General features: G+C 35.9%; 7 protein-coding genes. 6 read left to right on the top strand and 1 reads right to left on the bottom strand.

Annotated elements, in window-relative coordinates; genetic code table 11:
• The 4 genes from JSS34_07270 to JSS34_07255 form a co-directional block, all read left to right on the top strand.
• Nucleotides 1–353 (top strand): hypothetical protein (locus tag JSS34_07270; GenBank protein ID MBS0186121.1); only part of this gene is annotated, 353 nt, incomplete at its 5' end.
• Between the two features lie 83 nt (nucleotides 354–436).
• A complete protein-coding gene (locus JSS34_07265; protein MBS0186120.1) occupies nucleotides 437–865 on the top strand; it encodes a hypothetical protein in 429 nt (142 codons plus the stop codon).
• Nucleotides 866–1074: 209 nt separating this feature from the next.
• Nucleotides 1075–2337 (top strand): hypothetical protein, encoded by a 1263-nt coding sequence (locus tag JSS34_07260; protein ID MBS0186119.1) that lies wholly within the window; start codon nucleotides 1075–1077, stop codon nucleotides 2335–2337.
• A 307-nt stretch (nucleotides 2338–2644) separates the two neighbouring features.
• Nucleotides 2645–6061 (top strand): tetratricopeptide repeat protein, encoded by a 3417-nt coding sequence (locus JSS34_07255; GenBank protein MBS0186118.1) that lies wholly within the window; start codon nucleotides 2645–2647, stop codon nucleotides 6059–6061.
• A gap of 54 nt (nucleotides 6062–6115) precedes the next feature.
• On the opposite strand, the gene JSS34_07250 is transcribed toward JSS34_07255, so the two are convergent.
• Entirely contained in the window at nucleotides 6116–9217 is a 3102-nt protein-coding gene (locus JSS34_07250; GenBank protein MBS0186117.1) for a hypothetical protein, read from the bottom strand.
• Nucleotides 9218–9734: 517 nt separating this feature from the next.
• Here JSS34_07250 and JSS34_07245 point away from each other — a divergent pair.
• Complete coding sequence (locus tag JSS34_07245; protein MBS0186116.1) at nucleotides 9735–10532, top strand: hypothetical protein; 798 nt, start codon at nucleotides 9735–9737, stop codon at nucleotides 10530–10532.
• The gene (locus JSS34_07240) at nucleotides 10525–11358 is read left to right on the top strand and encodes a nucleotidyl transferase AbiEii/AbiGii toxin family protein (GenBank protein ID MBS0186115.1); all 834 of its coding nucleotides are present in this window, start codon (nucleotides 10525–10527) and stop codon (nucleotides 11356–11358) included. Before JSS34_07245 ends, JSS34_07240 begins: the two co-directional genes overlap by 8 nt.
• The last annotated feature ends 338 nt before the right edge of the window (nucleotides 11359–11696 follow it).

Here is an 11696-nt window from a genome sequence, read left to right as displayed (position 1 = left end):
TTACAAGAGATATAAGGCATTTATCATCTATTCTTCCTAGATCTATTTTAGATCGCTTTTTAAAAGCAAAAAGACCCTTACAGATTTTTTATCGTGCTGACGACGAAAATATTGTTCTTTTGAGACACTATTTAAGAGAGTTTATGGCACATCCTACTCTGATGTTGGTTCCTATAGACAAATTACATCGAAAAACACTAATAGCTGATGATAAATATGTTGAAGGCTCATTTAATTGGCTTTCTTCTGCAAGAACACTTGAAGATGACTACTTTCTCATGGAAACCTCTTTTGTTTTTACAGGATCAACAGCCCACAAGTTTACAGAAGAGTTTTATCGCTCTATACGCTAATATTTTATAAAATACATTCTCTAGAAAGTTGATAGAATCTAAATTCTATAGGAAATATTCCTTATTAATTACGAGGATTTCACATGATTACTCTGAAAAATCTTCTTATTTTTTTGGTTGGAATTATTGGTTTTTTTGTTTTAATTTCTCAGAATTCTATAATTTATGGTATGGAAGATGAGAAAGAGAGAGGAAAAGTAAATTATGCAGCCGTCATTACAAAAGCAGATCAAGACATCTCTGAACTTGAGAGATTTCGCAGTACAGTGTCAACATCGGAGCAGAAAGAAAGTTTAAGTCTTCGTTTTTTTGATGCCTATATGCAGAAAGGAGCAGGACATTTTCATCTTGGAGAAAGAGATAAGCAATTAGAATGCTATAAAAAAATCTTGGGACTTGAAGCGCTTCCAAAAATAATGCGTGCGCGTACACATACAAATCTTGCTGTTGTCCATATCCATTTAAACAACATTTTATTGCTGCTGGGCACTTACAAAAAGCAGAAGAACTAGCTTCTATTCAAGAAATTGAAAAGATTGTAGGATCTCAAACCTATCATTTATTTGCTACAACATACCGTCAAATAGCTGATGCACTTTATCTTTCTCACCCAGAACAATCGCTTATATATCTGAGAAAATCATTACAAGTTCCGGAGCAACCAGAAAAATATTATGTTGACGGTCATTTAAATTTAGCTGTGTGTTATGATAGATTATTAATGGCATGGGATTCTTTAAGACATGCTCTTGAAGTTTTAAGATCCCAGACTCTCAGTTCCCGAGACCGTGATAGAGCTCTCTGTTATGCATCATTAGGAAATGATGGTGCTGATCAAGACGATGAGAGCATTCGTTATTTTGAACAAATTTCAAATATTCAGAACTTACATAAAAATGAATGCCATTTACTTTTATGTACTTTAGGAAAAATATACATCAAAAAAGGTGATCACGAAAAAGGAATTGCATTGAAGCATCAAGGAATAGATGCTTTAGATCCTACGGAAGCTCCCTATTTCGTTCAAAAATATGATCTTGCAAAAGTATATGGTCAAGTTGGAAATATAGAAAAAGAAACAGAGATGTATGGGGAAATTCTTGAAGGAATACGGACCATTTCTTTTGGTCTAGAATGGAAAGAAAGAATGAAGTCAATTCAGATGTCAATTGAAACAACCTTTTTTCTGAAAGAACTTGATGAAGTTGAACGCCATTTTCAGGAGCAGTTAGATCAAAGAAAAAGAGAAAGAGAAGTTCAAAAAGTTCAAGAAAAAGAAGTCTCTAAAGAAAAATCCCATCAGAAAAAGCTTTCTCAACGAATGATTGATGAAATAAAACAAGCCCAAAAAGAAGCTGCTGAAAGAGAAAAGAGACTTGATGAAGAAAAAAGGAAAAAATTTGTGGAGCAGAAAGTACGGAATGAAAGTCGTAAATCTTATCCAATGGAAAAACCTGAAAGTTTTTTTGTAGAACAAAGTTTTTCTCAAGCAACACGTTATGTCCCAGAGTCAAAAGCCTCTAAAGTTAAAACTCGAGGAAAAGTAGCAACTGTGCATGAAAAGGAAGATGAAAAACTCTTATCAGAAACTCTTTTTCCAACATTTCCTCAATTAGGAACACGTGCACAAAAAGTCTTTCATCAAATAGAAGATGAAGATTGGGATTTTACGCGTGAAGAATACTCCTGTTTACTTACAGATCTTCAATGTGAAAGACGAGAAACAGCAAGCTCTCATCGTGTATTTCAACTTCCAAAAACAACAATCCTCACATTGGAAAGAAATGGGGAAGAAATCCAAGAGCATATTTTTTGGGCAGATGAAGATATTACATTAGGATCTGTAACATTACCTGCTTGGAGAGAAAAGGTTCCGTTATATTTAAGAAAACAACTTCGTCTTTTCCATAGTAAGATCATTGAGATGTATACAAAAATTACAGCCATGCGTCAGACTCTTTTTGCTGAGGATAATGTTTCTTGATCAGAAGATTAATGAAAATGAATGTTTCATCAAAAAATATATTTTGAACAAGTGCCGATCATGAAAACTCTATAATGGAGACAAAGCTTTTCTTGGGATCCCTTTAAACTCTTATGAAATATCTATTTTCTAAAAACTATCTTTTAAATGGAAAAACTTTTTTGAAAGAAAAAAGAATACTACTCCATCAAAGAAGAATACTCATTCCAATAAAAGTTCAATTTTTTTAAATTGCTTTTTATATTTGTAATCCATTTAATAAATAAGAATTTAAACAAATGTAATTTGATTTGTTCGGAGATATCTAATGAGAGAAAAAGAAAAGCTTGAAGAATTTACGGATAGAGAGAAAGATATCATTGCTTGTCTTGTTAGCGGGAAAAGTTATGAAACGGTGGCAAGTATTTTATCTATATCCAAAAGAACAGTTGAAAAGCATGTGGAAAATATAAAAAAAACTATGGGGTTTGATTCTCGAGACAGAATTATTGATTTTATAGAAAGAGAAGGAAATCTCTCTTTTTATCAAGACCGTTATAATAAATTACTCGAAAAATACTTATTCTATGACCACTTAAAACAAATTAAACAGCTCGTTCCTAAAAATTTCTCCGTTATATGGAAAGTTGCTTTTCAAGAAAGATCAGAAATCCCATCTTTTTTTCAGTCAGTCCTCACCGATTTGGAAAAGGCAGGCATTCGTATTATCGAAACTTCTAAGAAAGAAGAATCTTCTGCCTCTGTTCAAGGAATCTTATGTCTCACAGAAACTAAACTTTATAAAACAGACACCTATACTGTTCCCCATCCTCCCACTGTTTTTATTGTTTGTGAAAAAGGAAAAATCTCTTTTCAAGATGCTCTCGTCATTAATTTTTATGGAGCCTCCTATGGAACTCCTTATTATGAAAAAATTTTTTGTATTTTAAAAATTCTATTGAAGTTAGAGCAAGTAAGATCGATTATAGAAAGGTTTCATAAGGCAGTAACTTCTTCTGAAGAGATCTTTAAAGATAGACCACAATTAATTAATGCATCCCTTTCAAACAATCTTAAACTTCTTCAAAAATATAAAAAGACTCTTTTTTGGATAGGGACTCTTTGTTTGATAATTATTTGCTTCCTTTTAATTCTTAGAGAAAATGTAAATTTTTTTCCTTCTTTTCAAAAACAAACCTCACAGTCTTTTCCTAACCCAGGATTTGTCATGCTTCCAGAATCGGAGCTCTTGAAACGCTCTTCGACTCTCAAAGAAATGGGAGATATTTTAAAAGGATCTCATATTCCTGTTGTTGCTCTCGTAGGTCCGCAAGGAGCTGGAAAAACAACCATAGCAGAGACTTACGCCATTCAACAAAAAGGAACGCTCGTAAGAGAACTCAATGCAGAAAGCATCGAGAGTTTAATGGCATCTTTTGAATGCTTTGCTGAAATTCTTCCCAAAACAATCGAACAACGTATAACCCTATCAGATATTAAGAGCAGTCCCCATCAAGACTATCGGAAAGAGAAGCTTTTGGACCTCATTCAGACTATTCTTAAGTCCTATAAAACCTGGATACTTATTTATGACAATGTTTCTGATTTTGAAATTATTAAGCCTTATTTTCCTCTTACCCCATCTCAATGGGGCCAAGGATATGTGATTATCACAACTCGAAATAGAAATACTATAAAAAGTGGCCATATAAACCATATTATTGAGATGGGAGAATTGACGGAAGAGAACTCTTTAATCCTTTTTAGCAAAATTCGCTTTAAAAAAAATCCTTCTGACTTACCCTCACTAGATCGAGAAAAAATAAAGGCGTTTCTAAATCACCTCCCTCCCTTTCCTTATGATATCGCACAAGCAGCAACATATATTAATGTTCGTGGTGTGACCTATGAGGATTATTTGGAATCTCTACAAGATTTTCATAAACATTTTGATGATCCTCACTACAATTTTTTTCACGAAAGGGATGAATTTTCTAAGACAAGATATGGGATGATTGCCTTAAATTTTAAAGAATTGATTAAGAAAAACCAAGACTATAAAAACTTGCTCCTTATTATGTGTCTTATCAATTCTCAAGATATTCCTAGGGAGCTTCTTAAAAAATATGCAGATAAAGTAACCGTTATTAACTTTTTGAGCGATCTGAAGGAACTCGGTCTAATCAGAGAACCGAAGCCGAAGGATGGGGAGAATATTGTTTTCTCAACACATACGCATACACAAACGTATGGGCTTGCTTTTTTAATGCATGACCAGAAAAAAACAACAGCGTGGCCTTTTGATAATATAGTCAAAGCTTTCAAAGAGTACATGGACAGTATTATTAAAACAAAAGATTTATCTCAAATAAATATTTTGGTTCCTCACATGGAAGCTTTTATAATGAGCCTAGAGTCTCTCCTACAAGGCACTTCTATTTTGAAAAACCCTAATTTTTCCGTCATTAAGGATAAGCTCGGAGGTTTGTACTATCGCTTTAACTTAAAGCCTTTTAAAGAGACTCAAAAACTATTGGAAGGCCAACTTTTAGAAGCAAATGGGTCTCAAAATCAAAACCGTTTACTGGAAATAAAAAGTATGTTAGCTGCAATTTATCTTAATTTGGGGTCTATTAAGGAGCTCAAATCTATTGCAGAAGATATATCTCTCCATCATCATGCTTATCTTCTTGAAGGAGAAACATTAGAAATAGCCTTCTTTTTATCATACTTAGGATATGTCTATTCCTATTTAGGAGAAAATTCTAAAGCAAGAGAATATTTAGAAAAATCTGTTGCTCTCTATAATAAGTATCCTGAAGAAAAATCCAGTGCGAGTGATAAAGCAAAATCTCTTTCTTTTTTGGGAGATTTAGAGAGAAAAGAAGGTCACTATAAAAAAGCCCTTGAAAGGCTAAATCAAAGCCTTCCTTCCTACAACGATTCATTGAAAAACAACCAAGGCTCAATAGAATCGTGGTGGTTTTTGGCTGATATTGGGATCACATATAAAGAAATGGGGGATTTTAAAAAGGCTATCAGCTCCTTGGAAGAAAGCTACGAAATATCCAAAAAATGCCTTCCCTCTGAACACGAAGATTCTGCTCTTCCGCTTGTACACTTAGGAGAAGCCTATATAGAAAAGGCTTGCACAGAAAAGTTCGAAGAATCTGCCAAAGAAGACTATATCAAAGCAGAAGAGAATTTAACAAAATCCATTAAAATTATGCATCTTCATTTTAAAAAAGATGACGTAAGATTCGTTTTTTCTCAGATACAGCTTGGAAATTTAAAGCGTCTTCAAAAAGATTACGAAGAATCTCAAAAAATTTTAAAGAACAGCTATCGCATTTTTACGAAAAATTTTGGAGAGAATTCCATACGTGTCTGGAAAGTTACCTACTTCTTAGGGTGTCTTTATATGGATCAAAAAGAGTGGGATCTTTCTGAGAAATTTCTTAAAAAATCTTTATCTATTTTAGAGGCTCATAAAGATGCACAGTATTATAGGGTTCTTGAAAGTTTAGGGGACTTGTATTATGAGCAATCCCAAGAAAAAAGCTCTTCAGAAACCGTAGAAAGATATCAAAAGGAAGCCTTAACCTTCTATCAAAATGCGTTAAAGAAAGCTCTTTCCATTCTAGACATACAGTGTGTTTACGTAAAAAGAATTCAGTCGAAAATTGACCATATGCAACACCTTATCTCCCAGCAGAAACCCAATAATAAAAAAGAGAGGGATTAAATGCACTCATCCCTCTCTTATTACGATCGCAGCTCATCTTTTGAAAGATCCGTTTTATAGTCCTAACCCTGGAAAAGCTATTACAAAAGGAACTATACGATCACTTTGTCTTGCTTCTTCATACCTCTCTCTATAGTCTTGATGAATAGTGTCCTCATTTAAGTCAAGATTCCGAACAGGCGGTGTAGGACGTACCTCACTGATCCCTGAACCTGGCTGTCCGTTTGGAGCTTTTTCTTCCCCTTCCTTCCACTCTAAATATCCTATTGAAGTGATGACGCGATCAGGTTCAGAACCAGAGCCCATCTCTCTTATACAATCTCTATCTTCATCATCTCTCATATCACGATACCTTATGTCCTTAATAATATGCCCCACATGATTACGTCCATGTTTTCCTCCTTTACCTGCTTTTCCAGGAGTTCCATCCTGATGACCAGAAGCTCCATTTTCTGATCTATAAAAAAGATGAGCAACACCTGACACATTTCCAGAATAACCTCCTTTTCCTTTATGTCCTCCACGTCCCCCATTGAGTCCTGCTGTCCCTGGAGTTCCTTTCCCATCATAAATCATCTCTGTTCCAGATCGCTCACACCAATTTGGACCATGATGATCTCCTGTGGGTTGATGGTGACTCCAGCCCCGACTTATACACCATTCTTTATTACCATCCACCCCATCTTGGCCATTAGCGCCATTTCCTCCATTGCCGCCATTTCCTCCTTGACCGCCACTTGTATCAATTCTGAGATGAGTTGATCCTTCAAAGGTAGAAAATTGCCCAAAAAAATGTCCACCACTTTGTCCAGGACTCCCAGGTTTACCATCTTTTCCTGGAGCACCATTCGCACCTGAAGCACCATTACCTCCTTTAAGACCACTTAAATCAATCAAACACGGTACTAAAGCTCTCCATGTTGGGGCAATAATCACCAGTGATTTACCATGATGTATAACGGGTGAGTCAAAAAGAACGGTATTCCAAGCATACGCATAAACAGAGGATGCCATGGGGTGACTCGTGGAGAGGCCTTGGATGTCATTAGCTCCAAGGAAAACAGAACGAATATAAAGCGTTTGAGTGGGTGCGTTATATCGAACTTCCGGATCAGCACTTAATGCGTCAATTTGCTCAATTATTCTTCTCAAAGACTCGCCCCAGTTCCTTGTTTGAAAAACAAGATTGATATCGAGTTCATCATTCAACGTTCTCAGAAAAGAAAGTTGTTGGATTTTTGTGTTCAGCTCATCCGTATCCATAACTCTCGCATTTCTGATTTCAGTAGAAAATCTCATCGGGTCGCTTGAAGGAATTCCTGAAAGATTTCTAAGCTTTGTTGAAAGACCTCTCAAAAAAAGTCTTAGCTCCCTGATAGAGCCCCAGCGGTCTTCTATTCTAGCGTTACAAAAATTCGTAATCCTTTGACTTCCAGTTGTTGACAGATAACCCACAAGATCGATATTTCGTTGCCTTATGACTGTTGCCACAAAGTCTCTGGCATCTCTTCCAATTTCGAGTGTAACGAGAAGATTTACATAGTCAGCATTTCTGATAACACGCCTCATAGCTTCCATTTCACGATCACAGACAAAAGGCCCTTCTTGTCTTTCAGCTTTCCGTAGTGATGAAACTCTATGGGGGTGCTCTGCAAAAAATCTCAACAAAGACCGTGAACGCTCATAACGAGCAGCTAAATATCCATCATCAGCAAAATAGGGAAGAACGTCCGTACTAATAAAGGATGAAATTGATTGTCCAGGTCTGTCACTTTCCAAATCTAATTCACCGAGATCGATATCTTCTCGCTGAGTTAAAACCAAAGAAAGGCTATGTTTCAGATCTTCATCATTTCTAAAAAAACCAACCAAATCTCCCAATAATTTCTTAAGATTTTGATACTCATGACGTCTTCTAATCATCGGTTCATTGACAGCTAAGATTACTTTAACGTTTCGCCCCTGAAATAATTGCTGCACCGAAAAAGCATTCAAAATATCTGTAACAGGACCCTCAGGATCTCCAAAACCAGTACAATCTACGATAAAGGAATGTCCATCTTGCCAGATTGCTGGGAACCTAGTTCCTGCTGCTGTGCCATGACCTATATCAAAACCAGGAAGACGATCTTCATGTGTCCTCGCTTCAAGACAGAAGCCCCTGTTTGGAATTCTTCTAATTTGAAGGTTTCTTCCTGCTAAAAGATGGGCTAAAATTGTTTTACCACTCCCAACAGGCCCCACAATAAACCTAAAATCTGTTATTTGAGGATAGTCCATAATATAGCGAGTTATCCTTTCGATATCTGCAGTGCGGCTTTCCATACCTCTTTGCAACTGCATAATAGGACTTTCAGGATCTGGTACATCTCTTCTCTGTCCGGGGATAGGCAGGTCAAGATTATCAAAAAGCCGTTTTGCTTGACCTACAATATCCTGATGACTTGTCATAAGACGATCCCTTAAAAGATCAAAAAAATCATCATAAAAGAATCTATTTCCTTCTCTGGCTCTAAAATTTTGATAGAGACGATCTCTGAATGGCGTAGCAGGAATTGAACTGTTAAGATTTCCATCTAAGAGAAGAGGGACATAATAGTGTAAATTTGACCGATCTCTGTCGTGTCTTGCCAGAATACAATCAAATTCAATACGAACTCCTGAATTTTCAACTCCATATCTTTCTTTGTAATAGGGGACAAAAACAGCAAGAGCATGATTAACATCCCCAGCTCTTTTACAAAAATCTATGGTGGTATTATTTCCTCCAATTCCAAGTCTTGGATCATCTGTCCGTAAATCAAACAAAGTCTCAAATCCAACGCTTTTTAAAGATGCTACCAAAAAATGATAAGATTGATCATAATACTCATAAAGACGTTCTTCTTCTATTGTTCTAAATTCTCTCGGATTGGATGCATGACTCAAGAAGCACGTTCTTCCACCTGGTACATGATCTCTGATAAATTCGAGTACTTCCGAAAAACGTCCTGCTTTCGATTTTAAGATTGCCTCATCCCGTACAAGATTCGGGTGAACAGCTTTTGCAGAATCATACAAACGCGGATAATTGATATCATCAGAAAATCCGATTGCCGATGACATCGGAATCCAACATATCATACACGCATAAAAAAGACCGCCTAATTTATTCATTATAAACCGCTTAGCTTTTTCCTTTTTTTTAAGCATTTCAATTTTTATCATTCTCTTTAATCTTCTAAAGTCATTAAAAAATGATATACGAGAAGCAGACATTTTAAAAAAAAGATATTTGTTAGACATCATCATAACCTCCATATTAAGTTACATTTCACGAAGATTTTTACTGAAGAGAAAAAGACTCTCTACTAAAAGCCTTTTAACCAGTAGCTCTAATAAGGTTCACTGTAAGAAAAGAAAAATTTTTATAAAATTCGTAAAAAACCGATCTTCTGGTTTGTTAATTTGCGTGGGTCTAGGTATAATTTACCTACGTCTTTCAACTGAAGTACGAGTGATGAAATAGAATTCTTTAAGCTTAGATACCCATAAAAAAAACTGCTTTTTCTATGACCAAACCAAAAATAGAATTTAAAATAAGCAAAAAATTTCGAAACGTTGATGAAAAATCGGTATATTAAATCGCACATATATTGCCTTATATATAAATATATGATACTTGTAATATACCATGCTCAAAGGACTCTCAACAAAACGCAGACAAGCTCTTTCAGAGCTTTTGGTTAAAACTCAAGGGGTTATCACGATTGATGACGCTCAACGAATTCTCTCGCTTTCACGCGTGAAAGCGCAAACATTTCTATGGTCTCTCAGCCGTTCGGGATGGCTCAAGATGGTTCAATCAGGAACCTATGTACCAATTTCGCTAGACGTCCTTGATAGCCAAATAACTGTCGAAAATCCATTTCTCCTTGCTCAACATTTTTTTGAGCCCTGTTATTTCGGAGGCTGGACGAGCGCTTCTTTCTGGGGGTTCACGGACCAACTTTTTCAAAAGACATGGGTATTTACAAGCCAACGCATAACACACAAGAAAAAGACTTTGGGAGAAAATAAATTCATTCTGACACATGTTTCTCCAGATAGAATTTTTGGGACAGCCGTAGATTGGGTAGAGTCTCATAAAATTTTCTACAGTGATCCTCACAAAACAGTTATTGATTTTGCTTGTTTCATTCAGGATTATGGATTGAATGGTTTTTTCGATATTTTTCAGGCTTATTTAAGCTCTTCTCATAAGAATTTATCACTCCTTACAGAATATGCCTTTAAAATGGGAAATCGAACAATTTTTAAACGCCTTGGGTTCGGACTCGAAAAATTTGCTCCAGAAGAAGAAGAATTTATCCTCCTTTACCAAACTAATCTTAGTCACGGGTATTCCAAAATTTGCTCGTCCTTGGAGTGTCCCAAAATAGTACGACGTTGGCGCTTAAGAGTTCCTACATATCTGGTGAACCATGATTGATAAAAACGAGCTTCTTCACAAACATCGACTTTTCAGAATCCCATTAGCAACTTGCGAAAAAGATTATGTGTTGGGTCTTATTCTATGGGGAATTTATCAACATCCGACGATAAAAGAAGACTGGGTATTCAAAGGTGGGACGTGCCTCAAGAAGTGCTATTTTCAAACATATCGATTTAGCGAAGATTTAGACTTCACTCTCAAGCCTTATGCTTCCATTGAGCCAGAAGTGATTTTGACTTATCTGAAAGACGTTTTTACAACCGTATGGAATCATTGTGGTCTTAAAGTAGATGTATCACATATCAATATGATGCCTTTCCCTGACAAAGAAGGGCTCTTTATCCAGATAAAAGTGCCATTTCAAGGCCCTCTTCTGAGCTCTGGCTCTCTCCCAAAAATCAAGCTAGATCTTTCACGCCAAGAAATTTTGGTGAGTCCGACGATTCAAAAGCCTTTGCTTCATAATTACTCAGATCATGCAGCTCTTCAAACAGAAATTCAGTGTTATTCGTTCATCGAAATATTTGCCGAAAAACTTCGAGCGTTTGTAGAGCGAGTCCGTCCCCGAGATCTTTATGATATTGTGCATCTTCATCAAAGATTTGACTCAAAAGATAAGGAGACTCTCCTTCACGTGATCGAAAAAAAATTTACTCTCAAAAACCTCAACTTCCCAAGTGCTCTACATAATCTCTCCCTCGAGAAGCTGGAGGCAATCTACGTAGACTGGGAAATCATGCTTGCGCATCAAATTTTTCCACTTGATCCCTTTGAAGCATACAAATGCAATCAAGAAAAATTATTTGAATGGCTTTTGGCCTAGTTTCTAAGCATCATTACTTAAATTGAAATATTGATTTCTTTCAAACTTTACTACAAAAAAATGCAATCTTATCTCAAGTTTAGAAATTTATAATAACCTTATTTTTTCTGTGAAAAATTATCTTTATTTTGATGACTATGTGATGACTAATTTTTTCAGAAGTTTTATTTCAATACTTAATTAACTGAAAAACAATGATTTTTTGGACAATTTCAAGAAAATGTTAACAGACTTAAAATCTGTCGACCAACGGTCGTGCCAGTTCGAGTCTGGCAGCGGGCATCACACTCAAAACCTTATAAAATAAGGGATTGAGAGCGGAGAATGGCAGCGGTATA

The organism is Pseudomonadota bacterium, assembly GCA_018242545.1.
Taxonomy (GTDB): Bacteria; Pseudomonadota; Alphaproteobacteria; order 16-39-46; family 16-39-46; genus 16-39-46.
Note: the sequence above shows the minus strand (reverse complement) of the source record. Positions and strands in the feature narration are given on the sequence as shown.